At 53.5% G+C, this 22033-nt stretch carries 16 protein-coding genes; 9 read left to right on the top strand and 7 right to left on the bottom strand.

Annotation, left to right across the window (positions count from 1 at the left end; all coding sequences use genetic code 11):
- Positions 1 to 7: 7 nt before the first annotated feature.
- Both LC431_RS17110 and rsuA read right to left on the bottom strand, forming a co-directional pair.
- A complete protein-coding gene (locus tag LC431_RS17110) occupies positions 8 to 1207 on the bottom strand; it encodes a Bcr/CflA family multidrug efflux MFS transporter (protein WP_217244215.1) in 1200 nt (399 codons plus the stop codon).
- A gap of 27 nt (positions 1208 to 1234) precedes the next feature.
- Entirely contained in the window at positions 1235 to 1942 is a 708-nt protein-coding gene (gene rsuA / locus LC431_RS17105; protein ID WP_013574637.1) for a 16S rRNA pseudouridine(516) synthase RsuA, read from the bottom strand.
- 332 nt (positions 1943 to 2274) lie between these two features.
- Here rsuA and LC431_RS17100 point away from each other — a divergent pair, with 332 nt between their 5' ends.
- Both LC431_RS17100 and rplY read left to right on the top strand, forming a co-directional pair.
- Positions 2275 to 4038 carry a DEAD/DEAH box helicase gene (locus tag LC431_RS17100; protein ID WP_223510119.1) on the top strand — a complete coding sequence of 588 codons (1764 nt, stop codon included), beginning with the start codon at positions 2275 to 2277 and terminating at the stop codon, positions 4036 to 4038.
- Between the two features lie 160 nt (positions 4039 to 4198).
- Entirely contained in the window at positions 4199 to 4489 is a 291-nt protein-coding gene (gene rplY, locus LC431_RS17095) for a 50S ribosomal protein L25 (protein WP_013574635.1), read from the top strand.
- 227 nt (positions 4490 to 4716) lie between these two features.
- Here the strand turns inward: rplY and yejK are convergent, their stop codons facing one another.
- Entirely contained in the window at positions 4717 to 5721 is a 1005-nt protein-coding gene (gene yejK, locus LC431_RS17090; RefSeq protein WP_013574634.1) for a nucleoid-associated protein YejK, read from the bottom strand.
- Positions 5722 to 6043: 322 nt separating this feature from the next.
- On the opposite strand from yejK, the gene LC431_RS17085 reads away from it, so the two are divergent.
- The 6 genes from LC431_RS17085 to LC431_RS17060 all read left to right on the top strand — a co-directional run bounded on the left by LC431_RS17085 (position 6044) and on the right by LC431_RS17060 (position 12459).
- Positions 6044 to 6271, top strand: coding sequence for a YejL family protein (locus LC431_RS17085; protein ID WP_015696497.1), 228 nt, complete (start codon positions 6044 to 6046; stop codon positions 6269 to 6271).
- A gap of 24 nt (positions 6272 to 6295) precedes the next feature.
- Positions 6296 to 8077, top strand: a complete 1782-nt coding sequence (gene yejM / locus LC431_RS17080) for an LPS biosynthesis-modulating metalloenzyme YejM (protein WP_223510118.1) — start codon at positions 6296 to 6298, stop codon at positions 8075 to 8077.
- Between the two features lie 193 nt (positions 8078 to 8270).
- Complete coding sequence (locus LC431_RS17075) at positions 8271 to 9236, top strand: glutathione S-transferase family protein (RefSeq protein WP_013574631.1); 966 nt, start codon at positions 8271 to 8273, stop codon at positions 9234 to 9236.
- A gap of 74 nt (positions 9237 to 9310) precedes the next feature.
- Entirely contained in the window at positions 9311 to 9553 is a 243-nt protein-coding gene (locus tag LC431_RS17070; RefSeq protein ID WP_013574630.1) for a DinI family protein, read from the top strand.
- 219 nt (positions 9554 to 9772) lie between these two features.
- On the top strand, positions 9773 to 11545 hold the full coding sequence (locus LC431_RS17065) for a penicillin-binding transpeptidase domain-containing protein (RefSeq protein ID WP_013574629.1): 1773 nt from the start codon (positions 9773 to 9775) through the stop codon (positions 11543 to 11545).
- A 527-nt stretch (positions 11546 to 12072) separates the two neighbouring features.
- Positions 12073 to 12459, top strand: a complete 387-nt coding sequence (locus LC431_RS17060; protein WP_013574628.1) for a helix-turn-helix domain-containing protein — start codon at positions 12073 to 12075, stop codon at positions 12457 to 12459.
- A 101-nt stretch (positions 12460 to 12560) separates the two neighbouring features.
- Here LC431_RS17060 and ompC read toward each other — a convergent pair whose 3' ends face one another.
- Positions 12561 to 13688, bottom strand: coding sequence for a porin OmpC (ompC, locus tag LC431_RS17055; protein ID WP_013574627.1), 1128 nt, complete (start codon positions 13686 to 13688; stop codon positions 12561 to 12563).
- Between the two features lie 773 nt (positions 13689 to 14461).
- Between ompC and LC431_RS17050 the strand changes: the two genes are divergently transcribed.
- Positions 14462 to 16450, top strand: a complete 1989-nt coding sequence (locus tag LC431_RS17050; RefSeq protein ID WP_217244219.1) for a DUF4034 domain-containing protein — start codon at positions 14462 to 14464, stop codon at positions 16448 to 16450.
- A gap of 678 nt (positions 16451 to 17128) precedes the next feature.
- Here the strand turns inward: LC431_RS17050 and LC431_RS17045 are convergent.
- Genes LC431_RS17045 through LC431_RS17035 form a run of 3 tightly spaced genes read right to left on the bottom strand, consistent with a single transcriptional unit; the run spans position 17129 to position 21920 of the window.
- On the bottom strand, positions 17129 to 18298 hold the full coding sequence (locus tag LC431_RS17045; protein ID WP_223510117.1) for an HlyD family efflux transporter periplasmic adaptor subunit: 1170 nt from the start codon (positions 18296 to 18298) through the stop codon (positions 17129 to 17131).
- Between the two features lie 17 nt (positions 18299 to 18315).
- Positions 18316 to 20493, bottom strand: coding sequence for a type I secretion system permease/ATPase (locus LC431_RS17040; protein WP_013574624.1), 2178 nt, complete (start codon positions 20491 to 20493; stop codon positions 18316 to 18318).
- 50 nt (positions 20494 to 20543) lie between these two features.
- Positions 20544 to 21920: a TolC family outer membrane protein gene (locus tag LC431_RS17035; RefSeq protein WP_041673044.1), complete on the bottom strand. Its 1377-nt coding sequence runs from the start codon at positions 21918 to 21920 to the stop codon at positions 20544 to 20546.
- Between the last annotated feature and the right edge of the window lie 113 nt (positions 21921 to 22033).

Genomic DNA, 22033 nt, shown 5'->3' with positions numbered 1-22033 from the left:
GAGGAAGTTATGCAGATACTGCTTTCGCCGGACGGCTGGCGTAGAGATACAGCAAGGTGGCGGCCAGGACACAGAACGCCATTGAACCGACCATCGGCCAGGCGCTTTTCGCCGTAAACAGTGACAGCACAGAACCAATCGCCGCACCGGTTCCGAAACGAATCGTGCCAGCCAGTGAAGCGGCTGTACCGGCCATGTGCGGGAAGTCATCCATAATGACGGCCATGGCGTTAGACGTCACCATCGCAATCACACCGACATACCCCGCCACACCGATCACCATCGCCCAGAATGGCAATCCGAAGGTACACACAATCACCAGCCACATCCCCATCGTCAGTTGCACAAACAACCCGAAGCGGAACATTTTCACCGCGCCCGTACGGCGCACGTTACGGCTGTTGATGAGTGTCAGAATGACCAGTGCGACGATGTTCAGCGCAAAGTAAAAGCCGAAGTTCTGCGGCGAAACGCCATTAAGTTCGATGTAAACAAACGGACCGGCGCTGAGGAAAGAGAACATCCCGGCAAATGAGAAACCACTCGCCAGCATATAACTGAGCACACGTTTGTGACGGAACAGGGACGCAAAGTTACCGACGCTGGTACGCAGATGAAATTTCTGCCGTCGTTCCTTGGGCAGTGTCTCTTTGATATAGACGCCCACCAGCGTCGCGGCAATCAGCGCGGCGATGGCCATTGCCCAGAAAATCGCGTGCCAGCTGAATATGGCCATCAGCAAACCACCGAGCATCGGTGCCAGCAGCGGCGCAACCGTCATCACCAGCACCACGAAAGACATCATTCGCGAGAATTCATCTTTGGTGAACATATCGCGCATCAGCGCATTGATGACCACACTTGCGGCAGCGGCTGCCAGACCGTGCAGGAAACGCATCCAGACCAGTTGCTCGACCGACTGCGCCAGCGCACAGGCACCGGCCGCGACGGCAAAGATCATCACGCCCCAGAAGATAACCGGCTTACGCCCGAGGCTGTCCGCCATCGGTCCGTAAAACAGCTGCCCTATTGCAAAACCCAGCACGTAAGCGCTGAGCGTCATTTGCACGCTGCCCGCCGGAACGCCATATTCCTGTGCGATCACGGGCATACTTGGCAGATACATATCGATGGCCAGAGGCATCAGCATCGATATCAATCCCAGGATGAAAATCAGTCCGACGTGGGAGACCGGTTTTTCTTGCACTTTCAGCTGCTCCAGTTATCGAAAAAACTATCGCGAAGGAACGCCAACGCTGGCCACTTCCTGCTCAGTTAACGGACGGTACTGACCCGGTTCTAAATCTTCATCCATCACAATCTCGCCGATACGTTCACGGTGCAACGCAACCACACGGTTACCGACGGCGGCAAACATGCGTTTTACCTGATGGTAACGGCCTTCGCTGAGGGTGAGACGCACCAGACAGTCTTCGATTTTTTCGAGCTGTGCCGGTTTGGTCAGGGAATCTTCGTTATGCAACTGCACACCGGCCTCAAACTGCGCAGCGGTGTCGTCAGCCAGCGGATGTTCGAGCGTCACCAGATAGGTTTTTTCGCAGTGATGACGCGGCGAGGTGATGCGGTGTGACCACTGACCGTCGTCGGTCATCAGCACCAGACCGGTGGTGTCGATATCCAGACGCCCCGCGGCATGCAGTTTGTAGGCAACGGGTTCTTCGAGGAAATACAGCACGGTCGGGTGATCCGGATCATCGGTAGAACACACGTATCCCTGCGGTTTGTTGAGCATGAAATAACGCGGGCCGGTGATTTGATCCAGCACATTGCCATCAAACTCGACGCGTTGTTCAGGGCTGATTTTCATTGAGCCGGTTTTGACGATTTCACCGTCTACGGTGACACGTTTGTTACGCAGTTCGCGCAAAACCAGCGCGCGGCTTACGCCTAATTGCTGAGAGAGAAACTTGTCCAGACGCATTGGATCGACTTGCCTTCATGGCGATCTGAGTGATCGCGTTACTGATAAAACACAAGACCCCGCCGTCGCAATACAGCAACTGACAGGGTTCAGGGTTGTTCGGTTCGTAATAATTGCAAAGAGTTATTATTACTTCGGGGGGGCAGAAATACTGCCGCATTGAGCGCATTAGTATAGCCGTGCATCCTGCAAGGAAGAAGGAAAATAAGCAGGCTAAACATTCACAGCGGGCGATTTCTTTGCTCATCGCCATCAGCCGGATTTCTTGGCATACTGCATTACTGTTTTTATAAACAGGTAAGTTAACTCAATAACGAACAGGTGATCATCGCGTGACTGTTTTTACCCTCCGCCCTTACCAGCAAGATGCCGTGGATGCCACGCTGCGTCATTTTCGCCAGCACGACGAACCGGCTGTGATTGTGCTGCCGACCGGCGCGGGAAAAAGTCTGGTGATTGCCGAACTGGCGCGCGTTGCCCGCGGGCGTGTGCTGGTGCTCGCCCACGTCAAAGAACTGGTGGCGCAAAACCACAGCAAATACCTTTCTTACGGGCTGGAAGCCGATATCTTCGCAGCCGGTCTGAATCTCAAGCAAAGCAGCGGCAAAGTGGTATTTGGCAGCGTGCAGTCCGTCGCGCCTAACCTGTCGGAGTTCAGCGGTGAGTTTTCCCTGCTGATTGTCGATGAATGCCACCGTATCTCCGACGATGACAACAGTCAGTATCAGCAAATCATCGGCCATCTCAAAGCACAAAACCCGCGCCTGCGGCTGCTCGGCCTGACCGCCACGCCCTACCGTTTGGGCAAGGGCTGGATTTATCAGTATCACCATCAGGGCATTGTACGCGGCGATGCCAGCAGCCTGTTCCGCGACTGCATCTATGAACTGCCATTGCGTTACATGATTAAAAACGGCTTTCTGGTACCGCCGGAACGGCTCGATATGCCGGTAGTCAGTTACGATTTCAGCCGCCTGCAGGCCAGCAGTAATGGTCTGTTCAGTGAAGCCGATCTGAATGACGAATTGCGCCAGCAAAAGCGCATCACGCCGCACATCATCAGCCAGATTATTGAGTTCGCACAGGACCGCAAAGGGGTGATGATTTTTGCCTCGACGGTGGAACACGCCGGTGAAATTTTCGGTCTGCTGCCGAAAGGCGAAGCGGCGCTGATCAGCGCACAAACACACGCGGTGGAACGGGACAGGCTGATTACCGCGTTTAAAGCGCAGCAGTTACGCTATCTGGTGAATGTATCGGTGCTGACTACCGGCTTTGACGCACCGCATGTGGATCTTATCGCCATCCTGCGCCCGACCGAATCCGTCAGTCTGTATCAGCAAATTGTCGGACGCGGGCTGCGGCTCGCACCGGGCAAAACGGATTGCCTGATCCTCGATTACGCCGGAAACCCGCATGACCTGTTTACGCCGGAAGTCGGCAGCCATAAACCGGCGGGCGATAACAAACCGGTGCAGGTGTTCTGCCCGGCCTGCGGTTTCGCCAATATTTTCTGGGGAAAAACCACCGAAGACGGCACAGTCATCGAGCATTTTGGCCGCCGTTGTCAGGGCGTGCTGGAAGATGATGAAGGCAATCGCGAGCAATGTGATTTCCGCTTTCGCTTTAAAAGCTGTCCGCACTGTGGCGCCGAGAACGATATCGCCGCACGGCGTTGTCATCAGTGTCAGGAAATTCTGGTCGATCCCGATGATATGCTGAAAGCCGCGCTGCGCCTGAAAGATGCGCTGGTGCTGCGCTGTGGTGGTATGAATCTGCAAAACGGGCGCGACGACAAAGGCGAATGGCTGAAGATTACTTATTACGATGAAGACGGTGCTGACGTTTCCGAGCGCTTTCGCCTGACGACGCCTGCCCAGCGCATGGCGTTTCTGCATAACTTCCTGCGTCCGCACCAGCGCGCGCCGGGCGTACCGCTGGAATGGAATACCGCCGCGGATATCGTCGCGCAGCAGATTTTATTGCGTCATCCGGATTTTGTGGTGGCGCGCATGAAAGGCCAGTTCTGGCAGGTGCGGGAAAAAATGTTTGATTATGAAGGCCGCTACCGGCGCGCTAACGAACTGCGCGGGTAACAGGGATGACCAAATCGGTAATTATTCATTGTTGCTGCGCGCCGACTCCGGTATCATACCGCCCGCTTTCGCCTTGTGTGAAAGCCGCAGTACTCAACTCGTCACTCGGTCGCAGGTGGCGGGGCACATTTTAGAAGTAGTTCTAATCGAGAAACATACAATGATCACTATCAATGTAGAAGTACGTCCACAGGACGAGCAGGGCAAAGGTGCGAGCCGCCGCCTGCGTACAGCAAACAAATTCCCAGCTATCGTTTACGGTGGCTCAGCTGCTCCGGTTTCTATCAAACTGGACCACGATTCTGTCAAGAATCTGGAAGTTAAAGCGGAGTTCTACTCTGAAGCAATTACTCTGGTTATCGACGGTAAAGAAACCAAAGTTAAAGTTCAGGCTGTACAGCGTCACCCGTTCAAGCCAAAACTGGCTCACATCGACTTCGTTCGCGTTTAATCGCTGACTGAGTTGTTGCGCATCGGGACGCCGTGCGAGAACAAATAAAAAACGCCGCTTATGCGGCGTTTTTTATTGGGCGCTATTCTGATTTGCTCCTCCCCCTGCGAAGGGGGAGGTTGGGTGGGGGTTTTAAGGGCTAATACCCTTTTCTAAAGCACACTTCAACATCTTGATTTTGCTTTAATACCCCACCCCAACCCTCCCCTTCGCAGGGGAGGGTGCGATTATTTATTGCCCGCTTTGCGCTGCAATTGATCCCGCAGATTCGGCGGTGTGCCTTTAATGGTCAGCGTATCGGTCGCCGGATCCCAGAAAATGCGTTCGCCCATTAGCATGGCATCAAAATTGATGCTCAGACCGCCGCCGCTGCCAGCGAATTTGGTCAGCTGACGCAAGGTGCTGCGGTCGGCCGGGAAGGTTTCTTCCAGCTGATAGCCCTGCTCCTGGGTAAATTCTTTAAATTTCTTGTCATTCCACGGCGGCAGTTCTTCGGACAGATCATCCAGCGCGATCTCCTCGCCCGCCTGCAGTTGCTCGTTGCAGTAGGTATAAACCTGCTGACGGTAATTCTGACGCTCGTTTTTATCGAGCTGCGCTTCGGTACAGAAATCATCAACCGCCTGCAGCAGGCCACGGTTCTGCGCCTTGGTATCCAGACCTTCGGATGCGCCGAGGAAATCCATAAAGAAGTCAGAGACTTTGCGCCCTACCCGGCCTTTCAGGAAGGTGAGGTAACGGGTCGATTCCGGATTGGTTTCCCATTCCGTCAGATCAATACGCGCCACAATATCCGCATGATTGATGTCGAGATAATGAATGCTGCTGACATCCAGCTGTTCATTGACGCGCATACTGCTGCGGCTGTTCAGCACGGCAACCAGTAAATATTCGACTGCCAGGAAGCGGTAATGACAGAAAAGCACCACGCCGCCTTCGGCAAACGGGTATTTCGCCAGTTCGTCACGCAGACGGCCAGTGGCAGCGCGGCTGAATGACAGGAAATCGTCGTCCCCTTTGCGGCAACTGCGTAATGCGACTGCCAGCTCGCTGTCTTCATTGAACAGACCGTACGCTTTGCTTTTTGCACTGTAGACGCGGTGCAGTTCTGCCATCATTTCATCAACGGCAGCATTGGGCGTCAGAAGCGTATCACGCAGCACAACATCCAGCGTTTGCTCATCACGTTTGTTCAACTGGTGCAGAGCGATCTGCTCGAGATCCAGACTCATGGGGATTTTCTCCTGTAAGAATTGCAGCCGTGTAAGAAGGGTTTGTCTGCGGGGCGTATTCAAACACCGAAGCGTCAAAGCCGCAACCGCTCATGCCTTAGAAATAAGAGTTTGATGCGAGAAAAAACCCAAAATAATTCGTGTTGCAGGAAGGCGGCAAACGAAGAAATCCCGATGAGCTTACGCCGGTAAGTGATTCGGGTGACTGAGTGCAGTCAACGCATCTGCAACCCGAAGTGTGAAGGGGTTATAAAAATGCGGAAAACAGAGGCGTGATACGCTAAGATATTGGACTTTGTCGGATCAAGAAGCACAATACTCTATGGCACAATCATCCCGTTACAGTGACGAACACGTTGAACAGCTCCTTTCCGAGCTGGCGACAGTTCTGGAAAAACACCGCGCCCCGACAGACCTGTCTCTGATGGTTCTGGGCAATATGGTGACAAACCTTATTAATACCAGCGTCGCTCCTGCACAGCGCAAAGCCTTGTCGCAGTCCTTTGCGAAAGCGTTGCAAGCGTCGATAAGAGAAGATAAAGCCCATTAATTCACAACTTGCCCAAACCCTCTCATGGTGACAAATCGTCAGCGCTATCGCGAAAAAGTATCCCAGATGATCAGCTGGGGCCACTGGTTCGCCCTGTTTAATATCCTGCTCATTCTTGGGATCGGCAGCCGCTACCTGTTTGTTTCTGACTGGCCTTCTTCATTGCAGGGGCGTATTTACGCGCTGGTCAGCTGGCTTGGGCATTTCAGTTTTATCGGTTTCTCGGCATATTTACTGATCATCTTCCCGCTCACCTTCGTGGTGATGTCACAACGCCTGCTGCGGTTCTTATCCGCTATCCTGGCTACTGCCGGGCTGACCCTGCTCCTGGTCGATACCGAAGTCTTTACCCGTTTCCACCTGCATATTAATCCGGTTGTGTGGGAACTGGTGGTCAATCCCGTTCAGGGCGAGATGGCCCGCGACTGGCAGCTGATGTTTATTGCTGTGCCGGTGATATTCCTGCTCGAAATGCTGTTTGGTACCTGGGCGTGGCAAAAGCTGCGCAGCCTGAACCGCCGTAATTTCGCCAAACCGATTGTCGTGCTGTTCATTGCCAGTTTCTTTGCTTCGCATCTGATGTATATCTGGGCGGATGCCAACTTCTATCGCCCGATCACTATGCAGCGCGCGAATCTTCCGCTGTCGTATCCGATGACGGCACGCAAATTCCTTGAAAAACACGGCTTGCTGAATGCCGGTGAATACCAGAAACGGCTGATCGAACAAGGCAACCCTGAAGCGCTGGCCGTGGAATATCCGCTGAATAGCCTCAGCTTCGCGAAAACCGGGTCGAAGTATAATTTGCTGATGGTGGTACTCGACGGTGCCCATACCGCCACGCTGGATAAAGACATGCCAGCACTGAGTGATTTTGCCAAACATAACATTCGTTTTGATCAGCATTTCAGTTCCGGAAACCGTAATGACACCGGGCAGTTCGGCCTGTTCTACGGGATTTCGCCAAGCTATATGCAGGGGATTCTGGCGGCGCGTAAACCTTCTGCGCTGGTGACATCGCTGGAGCAACAAGGTTACGAATTTGGTTTATTTGCCTCAGACGGTTTTAACAGCCCGCTGTACCGCCAGGCATTACTGACCGATTTCACCTTGCCGCCGCCAGTCAAACAGACTGACCAGCAAACCGTTTATCAATGGCAACAATGGCTGAATGGCCTTGGCAACGGACCGTGGTTCTCCTACGTGAACCTGAACGGCATCAGCAGTGCATTGCGTCAGGACGGGGCCAGTGTGCCAACCGGTAACACCTTTATTCGTCGCTATCAGAACGGTGCACTGGGCGTGGATGATCAAATCAAGGCCATCCTGCAATCGTTAAAAGACCGCGGAGAGCTGGAGAAAACTGTGGTGGTCATTACCGCCTCACACGGTATTGAATTCAACGAGAATGGCACCTGGGGGTCAGGTAACTCGATGAACCGCCGCCAGTTGCAGGTTCCGCTGATCATTCACTGGCCGGGCACACCGGCGCAGAATATCGATAAGCTGACGGATCATGCCGATGTGATGACCACGCTGATGCAGCGCCTGTTGCACGTCACTACGGCCCCGGCGGATTACTCGCAGGGCGAAGATTTGTTCGCTGCGAAGCGTCGTCATAACTGGGTCACGACCAGCGACGACGGTACGCTGGTGATCACCACCCCGGACCAGACGCTGGAACTGGAAAATAACGGGGATTACCGCGCTTTTGACATTAACGGCAAGCGGATTAAAGATCAGAAACCCGAGCTTGGCTTGCTGCTTCAGGTGCTGACAGATGAAAAACGCTTCCTGGCAAACTGACATTCGCCGTTAGCGCAAAAATGAAAGCCAACCCTGACCGGTTGGCTTTTTTATTGGGCCACGCCCATTTTCCCCTATCAAATTATTTGACCTTCTTCTTGAAAATAATGTCGTTTATAGCGCAGCCTGAAACCGTTACGGTGGACCCTATATTCTGATAACTTTCTAAAAAAATGAGCGGAGTGCAACCATCGTGGCGGGACTGGTCAACGGAAAATGGGTAAGCGGCGACGTCGCGAAAGAAGAAATAAAAAACGGGGCATTTCATCGTGAGGAAACTGCCTTTCGCCAGACACATCTTGAGCCGGAAGCCGGACGGTATCAGCTTTTCGTCTCTTATTTGTGTCCGTGGGCCTCGCGCACGTTAATTTTCCGCCATCTGAAAGGGCTGGAAAAATTCATTCAGGTATCCGTTGCTCAGCCAGTGATTGGTGAAAATGGCTGGACGTTCGACACGCCGCAGGATGCAGGCGAAAAGATTGAGCAGGTGCGTTACATCCATCAGCTCTATACCGCCAGCGATGCACACTATACCGGCAAAGTATCCGTGCCCGTACTGTGGGACCGTCGCGAAGGACGTATCATCAATAATGAATCGGCTGACATTATCCGCATTCTTAACCATACGTTTGATGCACTGACCGGAAATCGGGATAACTTTTATCCTGCTGCCCTGCGCGAAGACATCGACCGCTGGAATGAAGTGATTTATCACGACGTCAACAACGGTGTGTACAAGACAGGCTTTGCGAAGACTCAGGCAAGCTATAACGCCGCCGTGACCCAACTGTTCGGCACGCTCGATACCCTTGAGGCGCATTTAAACACCCACCGGTACATGGCCGGTGAATATATTACCGAAGCCGACTGGCGTCTGTTCGTCACTCTGGTGCGTTTCGACAGCGCGTATCACGGTGCCTTCAAATGTAATATTCGCCGTATTGAAGACTATCGAAATCTTTCAAATTATTTGCGTGAACTCTATCAGTGGCCGGGGGTCAGCGACACGGTAAACCTGGCGCATATCAAACAAGGTTACTACGGTATTTTATGGCTGAATCCGACAGGTATCGTTCCGGCAGGTCCGCAGCTTGATCTGCGCCGCCCTCACGATCGTCAGCGTCTCATCGGGCGCGGCGTTATGCAGAGAACAGACTAAAAATCACTTGGACCCGCACAAATAAGACTGTATATTTCAACAGTTATTTCTCCCTGTCTTTTATGAGGAAAGTTATGCGGGTCGAACTGATTTTTGACAAACGGAATGTCTCCGGCATCCCCAATGCCAGTGAAAAGATTGAAGCGGAACTGGTTAAACGGGTACACCGTCTGTTTCCTGACGCGGAAGTAAAAGTAAAACCGATGCAGGCTAACGGGCTGAATACCCACGGTGCCAGCAAGCAGGAACGTTCGCAGTTAAACCAAATGTTAGAGGAAATGTTCGAAGAAGCCGATGAGTGGCTCGCTGTGGAGTAAAAATCCACCTTGCCGTTGCACTTACTTACAAAGAGCAATTGAAATAAACAATCCATCGCTATGGCTTAATATAAGATGTGCGGGTTATACGAAATTCATTATCAATCAGAGCGATGAGTTGCACAGAATGAGGTACAGACCTGGGTGATTTCATCCGGTACATTGTTCCCGCACCTTCGCTTTTCGCTTCACACGCGCCAATGACTTTGCGAAACCGCCATGCCACCGAGCCTAAAAAAATCCAGCGCCCAACCTAATTTCTACACCAAGCGCTTTGCGCTGATTTGTCTCGGTATTGTCTGTTGTCTGGCGCTTCTGCTCGGCCGGGTGGGCTACCTGCAATTGCTCAACCAGCCAATGCTGGAAAAAGAAGCCGACTCCCGCTCGTTGCGTTCCACTGTCATCCCTGCCGGGCGCGGCACTATTGTTGATCGTAACGGCCATCCGCTGGCGCTGAGCGTCGCCTCAAAAGACATTATCGCCGATCCGTTCCGTGTGCTGGAATTGCACAGCGACCTGAACAGTCCGAAGTGGCAATATCTGGCTTCCGCGCTGAATATGCCACTTTCGCAGCTCCAGCAAACCATCACCAGTGATCCTCAACGCCGCTTCGTCTATCTCGGCCGCAAAATAGAAGAAGGCATCGCCGCAGATATCAGCCAGCTGCACCTCGGCGGCATCAGCAGTCAGCTCGATGACAGCCGTTATTACCCGATGAGTGAAGCCGCAGCAAATCTGGTCGGCGTCGTCGGGACAGATAATGAAGGTCTGACAGGCGTTGAAAAAGGCTTTAATGCTCTGCTGCAGGGCAAACCGGGCATGCGCGAATACCGTCAGGATCGCCATGGCAATGTGATCGGCATCCTGAAAGAAGTCGCGCCACAACAGCCGCCCACCATCAACCTGAGTATCGACAGTTTTATGCAGTACGTTTTGTACTCGCGGCTGCGCGATGGCGTTACGCTTAACCAGGCTGAATCCGGTGCTGCTGTTCTGGTGGATGTGAATACCGGTGAGATTTTAGGGATGGCGTCCTATCCGTCCTATAATCCCAATAACTATGCCGGTGTTCAGGCAAAAGACATGCGAAATGTGGCGATCAGCGACAGTTTCGAACCGGGTTCGACGGTCAAACCGCTGGTGGTGATGGCGGGTCTGAACCGCCATATGATCCGTCCGGATTCCGTTCTCGATACCCATCCGTATACCGTTAACGGCCACCTGATCCGCGACGTTGGTCATTGGCCAGCGCTGACCATCACCGGTATCTTGCAAAAATCCAGTGACATTGCGGTGTCGCACATTGCGCTGGCGATGCCTGCCAGTGTACTGGTTCAGCTTTATCAGTCCTTTGGTTTGGGCAAACCGACAGATCTGGGTATCGGTGGCGAAAGCAGTGGTTATTTCCCGCTCCACCGTGACCGCTGGGCTGATATCGAGCGCGCTACCTTCTCCTTTGGCTACGGCCTGCGCGTCACGCCACTGCAAATCGCCCGTGAATACGCCACGATTGGTGCCGAAGGTATTTACCGCCCGCTGTCGATAACCAAAGTCACGCCGCCGGTGCTTGGTACCCGTGTGATGTCGGCTGACGTGGTCAGAACCGTGATTCATATGATGGAAAGTGACGCCCTGCCCGGCGGCTCCGGCCTCAGCGCTGCGGTGCCGGGATACCGTCTGGCGATTAAAACCGGTACGGCGGAAAAAATGGGAGCCAGTGGCAAATACGACGGCGGTTACATCAACTACACCGCCGGTGTTGCGCCTGCCAGTAATCCGCGTGTTGCACTGGTGGTGATGGTCAATAATCCGCAAGCGGGCAAGCACTTCGGTGGTTCGGTTGCAGGCCCGATTTTCGGGCAGATTATGGGCGAAATCCTTAACCACATGAACATTGCGCCGGATGCGCTGGTGCCGGAAACGCCACCAACGACGGTGATTAATGGCGGGCAGAAAACCGATCTGGTACGTCGCCCGGCCACAGACGGTTAATCAAACGCGAGCAAAAAGATGAAAAATTTCTGACAGACTGGATCTCGCAGAAATAAGCGGTTAACGTTCGCAGTGTTTGTGGCTAAAGAAATTGCTGGCTGACTCACTGTGGAGGAAGAGCGCAAGCTCTGTAAAAAAAAGAATGAAACGGCTTCTTATCGTATTTTTGATCTTTGTTGCGGTTTGTCTGGGTGTGATTGCACTGAATATGCAGGGCAGCAGCCCCTGGTAACTGAGTTCCGTTCCCTGAAAAGGGATAAAGGGAGACATCATTTTGCCAACCGGTAAGAACTTTGTGGTTTTGATTGTTCTTATTCTCGTCGGGATAGTCGTGGTGGACGATGGCATCGCCCGTTTGATCCACTGGATCCTGTTGCGTTAAAACATGGCCCGCGCGGCTGTCATTACAGTCCTGCCCACCGGGCCATTATTGTCTGCCCCCCCTGAACATCTCTGAGCAACAGCTGCCACGCCAACCTGGCGAACTCGTGTATAATAGCGATATTCAACCTTAATACAGACTGGTTATGGCTCAAGACATTCATATCGCTATCGTCTGCGCACTCAGCAAATGGATTGAAGGCCATCTTGGTCGTGTGATCCATCTTGAAGAACTGGCTGAGTATTCAGGCTATTCGCTCTGGCACATGCAAAAACTGTTCAAAGAATCGACAGGCATTTCTCTGGGGAAGTACATCAGGGAACGCCGTCTGGCGAGTGCTGTTTATCAGCTGAGCAGCAGTGAAACCCCGATTTTTGACATTGCTATGGATTTCGGTTTTGGTTCGCAATCGCATTTCACCTACATGTTCCGCAAGCGTTTCAACATAACGCCACATGAATTCCGCCAGAACCCTGACATCAAACTTGATGTCTCTCCCCCGCTGCATCTCATCCATCAGAAATCTGCCTGAAGCTGTCAGAAACTCACAAAAAACGCGGCCATCAGAGGCCGCGTTCTTTTACTGCTTATTCTTTACTGCTAAGCGCTATTCTGTGTCTGAGAAAGGCACGCTTAGAACTGATACACCAGACCTACCGCCGTCACGTCATCGGTATTGATGCCAGCGTTGTCGGTGAAGGTGCTGCTGTCGATCAGGTTAATTTTATAGTCAACGTAGGCTGACATGTTTTTGTTGAAGTAGTAAGTCGCACCGAGGTCAACAAATTTAACCAGATCCTGATCCTGGTAGTTATTACCCAGACGGTCTGAACCTAAATCTTTACCGCGGGTTTGGTTATAAGCTACGAACGGACGCAAACCGAAATCGAACTGATAACTTGCATAGGCTTCAAATGCCTGGGATTCGTTAGCATAACCGTAAGCTTCTGAATCGGTGGAACCGAAGCGGGAAGCGTTGTAAGCCTGGGTAAACATCGCAGCCAGATAGACGTTATTCGCGTCATATTTCAGACCACCAGTGTAGCCTTCGGCTTTTTTACCGTCGCCCATGATACCCGGTGCAGAGTTCTGCTCGTCAGTACGGTCAGAGTTGAAGAAGGCACCCGCTACGCTGACGCCCGCGCCAATATCGTAGCTCAGCGACATACCGTAACCGTCGCCGTTCTGTGTCAGCACATCACGGGTACCTGGTTCGCCGCCGCCGCTGTCGTTTTTACCCTGATATTGCAGGGCAAAGTGCAGGCCATCGACCAGACCAAAGAAATTGTCGTTGCGGTAAGTTGCCACGCCGTTGGTACGCTGATAAAGGAACTGGTCAGCACCATAAGTGGAACCATCGAACTCAGGCTGCATGTCGGTCCAGGCGGCAACGTCATACATCACGCCGTTGTTACGACCGTAGTCGAATGAACCCATGTCGCCAAATTTCAGACCTGCAAAACCATAACGGGTAAATGCGCGGTCACCGTCATCAGAGCTTTCAGCCTGATTAGCCTGAACCTGATATTCCCATTGGCCGTAACCCGTCAGTTGATCAGTAATCTGGGTTTCGCCTTTGAAACCAAGGCGGATGTAGCTCTGATCGCCATCAGAACCTTTGTCGTTAGAGAAGTAGTGCAAGCCATCCACTAAACCGTACAGGTCCAGTTTATTACCATCTTTATTATAAACTTCTGCCGCACTTGCTGATCCCGCCACCACTAAAGCAGGGATCATGAGTGAAAGAACACGGATTTTCATTTTTTTGTCCTCGATAGGTGTCGGACCGTGCCACTAAATGTAAAGTACAGTTTTTTTTACCGCTTTAAATCTGCATAACGTTTTTGTATCTGTATAAATGTTGGTCCGACATGGCAGTTCCATTCTCATGATATAGATTCTTTTAATCCAGAAAGAAAATGATACGAAATTAGTGAAGACATTACGTATATATTAGAATATGTAACAGGATATTAATTTTGCGTAAATTTACGTCTGTTTATTTTTGTTAAAATAAAGCACGCAAAGCTAATTTAATAAAAAAATGATATATATCAATTAATTAATTAAACCCGTTACCGCACTAAGTGATAAATCATACATTCAGCAATAATATATACTCTCTCTCGCTATCATCATTATTTGTTATTCAATTACCCTCATTCCCCGTTTTGTGGAAACAACAGCCGGCCCTTTGTGGCCGGTTTTTTTTGATTTACAAAGATATAATATCACTCTGTGATATTCATCATTGATTATATCTCGCCCGTTGACTGTATTTCTCCATAATTACTTCACATTATCTCCATCTTTTGAATTTCGATTTTCTTAATATTCGATATCTAATCCATTAAATTAATAAGGTATTTTCGGAAAATTATTAATCGATATTGTGGAGAGGCTTTGTTGGTCAGCGACACTTCAGATCCGTTACTATAGCCAAAGTCAGACCAATCCCGCTGATCACCGCCGGGAAGACCGATAAACTGCGGTGCCACGCAACAGCTTCTTTATTCAACCGTTCAGGGAACCTCATGCCACAACAGGATCAGCTCGACAACATATCCAAAGCCAGAATGCTTCTGGCAACCCGCCGTTTTCTAAAACTCGACGAGTGGCTGTTGTCACTGATGCGTGGCTGGCAGAATCAGGGCGAAGGCCAAAGCGATTACGGCCTGCTGATGCATCCGGCCACTCTGTTTACCGGTACGGAATCGCCTGCACTTAATCCGCTGGAAGTTCTCAGTGACTGGGCGCAGCAATGCCCGCAGAGCTACCACGCTCACGTATTGCTGGGCATGGTCTGGCATGAAAATGCCTGGTTGATCCGCCAGTCTCAGGGCGAAAATGAAATTGAAGATCACCAGTGGCTCGGTGCCCAGTTGTGTTGCGATTACGCCGTGCTGGCGTTTTTACGCGCCATCGAATTACACCCGCGCCCGACTCATGCGTTCCGCCATCTGATGAATCTCAGCGGGGGTTTCGGTGAGCCTTACTGGCTGAAATCTCTTTTCGCTGGCGAAATCCCCAAGCCCCTGCATGAGAAGTTTTCGATTCAGGACAGTGAAATCTGGCAAGCCGGGGTGGCGCATATCCACGCCCTCGGGTTCGAACCTGCCACACACTGGCCGCAAATGTTACCTGCCGCGTTACAGCAAACCCGAAAAACCGGTGAAGAAGCGCTGGATTACTGGTTGCGCATGGCGATGTCCGTGCGTCACGCCGACGTCGGCACGATGGAATCCTACCTGTTATTCCATTCCGCGTTCTGGGGCGGCAGCGACGAGCAACAGATGCTGATTATCGACAGCCCGCTGTGTGCGGAATTCAGCGATGAAGAACGTAACCAGTTTCGTGCGAACGCGCTGTGCGATGCGCTATCCGGCGATATTGCAGAACGGGAATCACCGCGGGCGCAGGAACTCCAGCAGCGTTTGGCGACTTTACTGGCTCAGCCCCTCACGCCTGAAACCCGCATCCGCCTGCTGGATCTCGCCGGGATTTGTACCGCTTACTGGCAGGATGATGATCAGGCCGGCCTGACCGTTTATGACGCATTGTTCGCCGTTTCACCGCAGGCGATGCCGGGCCATTCTGCCCGCATGTTTATTTCCCGCGCCGTGCTGGCAAACGGTCATGAAGAAGGTTTGCCGGTACTCACTCAGTTACTGACCCGCGGCCTGAGCCAGGCCAATGATCCGGTGCTGGTCGCGTTTGCCGCGACGGCGCTGCAATTCGGATTGTACGGACTGCCAGCCCGGCCAGAGTTAAGTGAAGGGCTGATGGAACACGCATGGTCGCTTATCCAGCAATCGGGGGATGAACAACCGGTCAGCGATCTGGTCACGCTGGCGCATGATATGGCAATCAATGACGACATCGATGCCGCTCATTTTCTGATGACCGGCATGGCGCGCCACGGCAGTGCCATTCACTGCTACGAGCTGTATTTCTTCTACCGCAACGGCTGGCACCATGATGTGCCTGAGCATTATCACAATGACAGTAATGCGATGGATTGTGTGCTCAGCGCCGCCCGCTCTGGCATGGTTCCGGCTATGTTTACCTGCGCTAACGCGCTGCGCGACGGGCTGAGCGGCGAACCGGATTATGAACAGGCGATGCAGTGGTATCAGCGCGCGATAGACGCCGGGCACCTGTCCGCCGCCTACTATCGCGCCAGTTGCGCGTTGGATAATGGCTCCGATGCCGAGAAACGTCAGGCAGCAGAAGTGTGGCTGCCGGAAATTCTGCATAACGCCGCACACCCGGATCGCGCCGAAGCCGCTTATACCCTTGGCATGGCCTGGCTGACCGGTACCGGTGTGAAGAAAAACCGTTATATCGCGGATAAATTTATGGAATTCGTGCTCGAGCTGAACCCGGAATCCGAGGCGGCGAAGCAGGTTCACGATGAACTCAGCGGCTCGCTGCGGGCGAGGATGAATTTGTGGCAGGACAAGCGCAAGACTGAGATTGAAGATCCTATCGCCGGGTTTAGATTGCAGGAGCCGCTGCAATAGCGGCTTGCCCCCCTTTTATAAAGGTGCAAATTTTGGATTTTCACTGGCCGTGAAGGCTTAATCGGGAATATTTCGGTTTCTCACTCGCCGTGGAGGCTTAATCGGGAATATTTCGGTTTCTCAATAACTGTTATCGCTGAGCCTTTCGCGCCGAAACCGACCAAGAGGGAAAAGTGCTTTTTCCCTCTTGGATCTCCCTTCGCTTTTCAACAAGCGCTATCGCGTGCTGGCTATGTTTCAGTTGCCGCAGAGACAGGCTGGAAATCTTGCCGCTGCGCGGTGCCTTCACTCGGTCTTCGAGCCACAGGTCTCGAAGCCGCTCCGTTCAGCAAGATTTCTGAATCGCCCGCACGATCTTAAATTCAACGACAGAATGTTTTATCTTTCCTCCTCCCCCTGCGAAGGGGGAGGTTGGGAGGGGGTTTTACGGGCTAACACTTAGTCAAAGCTTACTTTAACTCTCTGATTTTTCTTTAATACCCCACCCCAACCCTCCCCTTCGCAGGGGAGGGAGCTTTATGGCTATCACTGCGGCAGCTGAAACATAGTCAGCGAGCAGAGCGCGCAGTTAAAATACCGCCGGAGTCCAGAGGGGGCGCGCTTACGCGTCCTCTGGGCCAGTTTGGGCGGCGAGCCCAAGGTGTTGACTTTAAAGCCTCAGCAGCAGCGCCCTCCTGCTTACCTCTCCCTCAGGGATTCTTTCACCTTATTCAACGGTTTAATCAGATAATCCAGCACGCTTTTCTGACCGGTTTTGATATCCACATTCGCCACCATCCCCGGCACGATCGGGAACTGGCGCCCGGCTTTGTTGGTCAGGAAAGCTTTGTCGGTGCGGACATACACGCGGTAATAATACTGGTCGCGCTTCACTTCATCCTGCAACGTATCCGGTGAGACACCTTCAACTTTACCGTCCAGATCGCCATAGATTGATGAATCGTACGCCGAGATTTTTACCGTGGCAGGCAGTCCGGGGCGGATATAGGCGATGTCGCGCGGGTTAATGCGGGTTTCGATCAGCAGCTGATCTTCAATCGGCACGATTTCCATCAGCTTGCCACCCGGTTGCAGAACACCGCCGACAGTGGAAACCTGAATGTCTTTAACAATGCCGTGAACCGGCGAATACAGCTCAGAGCGCGTCACCTGATCTTCTTTACCGGCCAACACCTGCAATTCAGCGTCCAGATCGGCGTTATTTTTCACCTGCTCTTCACGCGCACGTACCGCGTACTGGTTAGTGGCATCGTCGATTTTTCCGCGCAGTTCGCTGGCCTGACGTTTGAGGCGAATGACTTCGACCTGCCCTGCCGCACCTTTGGCCACCAGGGGTTGCGTCATGTTGATTTCATCGTTCACCAGTCTGAGCGACTGTTGCAGGTTAGTCACCGTTTCATCACGGTTCTGCTTACGTGATAAATATAACTGGCGTTCACGCGCCACCAGTTCCGGCGATTTCATGGTTTCGGGGCTGAATTTCAGCGGTGCGCCGGTCAGTTCGGCGCTCAGACGTTCAGAAGAAGCACGTAATGTCCGCACACGGGAGGCGGCCTCGCCATAGTTTGACTGAGAACGTGTCGGGTCAAGCTGCGCCAGAAGCTGACCGCGATTTACCACTGATCCTTCCTGCACCATCAGTTTTAAAATTACGCCACCATCGAGCGAGTCAATTTGCTGTGCTTTGCTCGATGGCGTCACTTTGCCGGTACCGACCGTTACTTCGTCCAGCACAGCAAAACGTGCCCAGACAAAAAACACCAGCAAACTGGCCAGCGTGCCCCAGATAATCCACGAGACTTTGCGGCTTTCGGCGTCCAGTTCATCATGCAATGTCAGATGTGCCATGCGGTGTCCTTAGCAGCTCAGGCTGCGCCTTGTTTTTTATCGTCCATGACCGCCGCTGCCGGAGCGGGCGTGGTGCTGGCTACTTTGGCGAGGATCTGATCCCGCGGTCCGTCAGCCACCACGCGCCCGTTATCCATCACGACGATCCTGTCCACCAGCCTGAGCAACGCCGGACGGTGCGTCACCACAATCAGCGTCCGCCCCACCAACCAGCCATGTAACTGACGGATGACGTATTCTTCCAGTTGTTCATCCATCGACGCGGTCGGTTCGTCCATCAGCACCACCTGCGGGTTACGCAGGATCATGCGGCTCAGCATCACCATCTGCCGCTGACCGCCGGACAACCCGCGCCCGCCTTCGTTAATGATTTTATCCAGGCTCGACGCGTCGGCCTGCACCATCGACAACGCGCCACTGATACGTAACGCCTGCAGCATTTCCTGGTCAGTCGCGTGCGGATAACCCAGCATCAGGTTCTGACGCAAGGTGCCGAAAAACAGCCGCGAATCCTGCGACAGATAACCGAGCTGGCGGCGGATATCCGCCGGTTCAACTTTAGTCATGTCGACGCCGTCGATGAGAATTTTCCCCTGCGACGGACTGGCCTGCCCCGCCAGCAGTTTGAGCAATGTGGATTTACCCGCACCGACCTTCCCGAGGATTGCCACGCGTTCGCCCGGCTTGATCTCCAGTTGCCCGATACCGAGCACATTCGGCGCGTTCTCTTTGTCGTAGGTGTATTGCAGATTACGCACATTGAAATGGCCGCTGAGCGTCGGGCAATGTGACAACTGCGCATCCGCTGGCCGGTCAACAGGTTTTTTCAGCAGTTCATCCAGCCCGCGCATGGCGCTTTTCGCATGCTGCCAGCGGGAAAACACCATCGTCAGTTGCATCAGCGGTGCGATGGTACGCGATGACAACATGCTGCTGGCGACCAGCGTACCGGTGGTGATGTCGCCGCTGAGCACCAGATACACGCCGAAAACCAGCATGCCGCCGTAAGTCAGTTGCTGCACGGTGGAGGCCCAGCCTGTCAGGCGCGCGCCCCACACGCGTTGCTTCATGCCCACCGCCGCGCTCACTTCGTGCGTCTGTTCCCACTGACGCTGGAAATAGGCTTCCGCCTGCAAGGCTTTGATGTCTTCGATGCCTTCGATGGTTTCCACCAGCACGGCGTTGCGCAGTGCGCTTTCGCGCATACCTTCTTTCGCCAGTTTGGCCATCGGCCACTGGATCAGAATGCCGGGAATGACAATCAGCGGGATCGCCAGCAGCGGGATAATCACCAGCGGGCCGCCGATGAAAAACATGATGCCAAGGAACAGCAACACGAAAGGCATATCCGCCGCCGCGCTGATGGTGGTCGAGGTCAGCAGTTCGCGCACCTGATCGATTTCACGCAACTGAGAGATAAAGGAACCGGTGGATTTCGGCCGGTCGTCGTTTTTGATATTCATCGCCCGCACGAAAAACAGCGAGGAGACTTTCAGATCGACTTTCTTGCCCATCAGATCCGACACCAGCGTGCGCATCAGGCGGATGACATATTCCATCCCCGCCGCCAGCACCACGCCGAAAAACAGCACCCACAAGGTCGGGTAAGATTGCGCCGGAATAACGCGGTCATACACCTGCATTGAGAACAAAATTCCCGCCAGCGCCAGCACGTTACCGAGAATAGAGGCCAGCGAGATTTCCGCGATTTTGCGCCCGGAACCCCGGAAGTTATCCCAGAACCAGTGTTTTTTATGCGGCTGAACGAACGGGTCGATACGCTGATCGCGCCCGCGCGGTGCCACACCAACCAGAAAGACCGGACCGGTGCTTTGCTCAAGCAACACCACCAGTTCAGCCGAACGCACTAAGTTGCCGCCATCGCTCAGCCAGTAGTCCACCATGCCGTCATCGTGCAGATTTTCCAGTACCGCAATGCCACCCTGTTGCAGCGTAATGACGGCAGGTAACACTTCCTGACGCCAGCGCACCTGATTCCAGCTGACCATACCCACCTGAAGCCCCATCAGACCGCTGAGCCGGTCGAGCTGACGCCGCAACGGCTGATGTTCGAACCAGCGCATTTGCTGGCGAAGATAAAGCGGATCTGCTGGTTTACCGAATGTTTCGGCCACGCGCCCCATGGCGCTTATCCAGACGTCGATCGACAAAGGTGTTGTTGCTTCATTACTCATTTCAACCTCGATATCGAATGCTTCTGGTTTATTCCCGTCCTGTCCGCGCCTTACAGCATCGGGATGGTGTCACCTGTTTGTTTGTGTCTGTCGATGCCTAACATATCGACCAGATTGTCCACGGCGGCGGCGTAGCGCACCGTCGCATCCCAGCCGTCATACAGCGCGCCAATGCGCGACGTATCGGCCTGAAAAACGTCCTGCTCAACGCTGAGCAAATCGTTCAGGCTGCGCTTGCTGAGTTTGTATTCATCCTGATAAACGCTGCGGGTATGCGTCGCGCTGCCGAACTGTTCCTCACCCGCCAGTTGCCGCTGCTGACCGCCGATCATATCGGCATAAGCTGCCGACGCTTTCTGGTTGATGTCCAGCTTGGCTTTTTCGACTTCGGCCTGTGCCGCCTGCCGCTGGCCTTCTGCCGCGCGGACTTTGGCGCTGACCGCCCCGCCCTGATACACCGGCGCATCCACCGCCAGCTGTACCTGATCGTCCCAGTAAGAACCGCCACCGCCGCTGTTTTCATAGCGCGTACGTCCTGCCTGCACTTTCAGGGTCGGCCAGTGCTGAGCTTCGGTCTGATTAACTTCTTCGATTGCCGCCTGCTGTTTAGCCTGCGCGGCACGCACCAGCGTGCTGTTTTCGTAAGGGATTTTGTCGAGGGTCACTTTCTGGTCCAGCAGGCTTTGCGGCAGATCCGGCAAATTATCGGACACCACGCCGGTCAGCACCGTCAGTTGTGCCTGCGCAGAACGTTGCTGCGCGCGGTATTGCTCAACGGTGGCTCTCATTCCGGCGATACGCGTTTCTGCCTGCAACACGTCAGACTGTGAACTCAGTCCGGCGTCTGCCCGCAGTCTGGCGGTGTCCCGCACACGTTCGAGAGAAGCGATATTGTCGCGCGCCGCCAGGCTCAGCGCCTGATAGCGTTTGACCGAGAGATAGGCCTGCAGGGTACTGAGCGCCACATCAGTCATTGTGCTGTAAAGCGAATAACGATAGGCATCAGACAGGTATTCCTGCTGACTGATGCTGCCGCCGGTACGACCAAAGTCATACAGCAGCTGGCTGAGCTGGACGCCCGCCGATGCGTTATTACTCAGGCTACCTGCCGAGTCAGTCTGATGTGATTTTCCGGCAGTTCCCTGTAAGGAAATCTGCGGATACCAGGCGCTTTTTGCCTCATCAAGGTTGCCTTTGCCGACGCGAATTTGCGCCGCCGCTTCTGAAATTTGCGGATTACGCGCAAATGCCCGCAGGATGGCATCCTGCAACGTCAGGCTGGCACGCATCTCCTCGGTCGGCGCAGCCTGCCAGTTAAATTCCGGCTGTTTAACCGCCGCCGTCACCCCCGTATTCCCTGTTAAACCGGTCAGGCACAAGGTGCCCAACATCACGGTCAGTGACCGCATCACTCTCTTATTTTTCATTACCGACACCACTTAATTACGCCGATTTATATTTTTGGTACTGCTCCCTCCCCTGCAAAGGGGAGGGTTGGGTGGGCGCAGTCGTTTGCACCCCCCCCTCCCCGCCTCCCCCT

It is taken from the genome of Rahnella sp. GSA61A (genome assembly GCF_019969905.1).
Classification (GTDB): domain Bacteria; phylum Pseudomonadota; class Gammaproteobacteria; order Enterobacterales; family Enterobacteriaceae; genus Rahnella; species Rahnella aceris.
The sequence above is the reverse complement of the archived record's forward strand: the minus strand, read 5'-3'. Positions and strand labels throughout refer to the sequence as shown.